The organism is Nocardia cyriacigeorgica, assembly GCF_010858045.1.
Classification (GTDB): Bacteria; Actinomycetota; Actinomycetes; order Mycobacteriales; family Mycobacteriaceae; genus Nocardia; species Nocardia cyriacigeorgica_E.
The window spans coordinates 1-300 of the sequence record NZ_JAAGVC010000280.1 but is presented as its reverse complement, the minus strand read 5'-3'; the positions used below and the strand labels follow the sequence as shown (position 1 = coordinate 300).

1 protein-coding gene is annotated in these 300 nt (G+C 68.7%); it reads right to left on the bottom strand.

Translation table 11 applies throughout. From position 1 onward, the window contains the following. Positions 1-57: 57 nt before the first annotated feature. Positions 58-300 (bottom strand): hypothetical protein (locus GV790_RS29715; protein WP_163818131.1); only part of this gene is annotated, 243 nt, incomplete at its 5' end.

The following is a 300-nucleotide window of genomic DNA, read 5'->3' as shown; positions in this document are numbered from 1 at the left end:
CCACACCACTGACCCGTCCATTTTCGGCGCTTCCCGCTCTTGGGAATCCGTCTGCAATCAACGGACGGTCGGCGCCGAGACCGCAGACGGACGGTTCGCGCCGGCCTGCGGCTCGGCCGGTGCCGGCAGCGCCGGATGCCCGGTCACCTGTGCATGGGCGTACGTCGCATCCCGCAGCCGCTGCCGGCTCGGTTCATCGGCCAGCAGCAACACGAGTTCATCGCAGCGACGCTGGAAAACCATGGCCCGCAATGCCGCGCTTTCCGCGCCCGCCTGCTCGGATCGCAACTCCCCCAATGC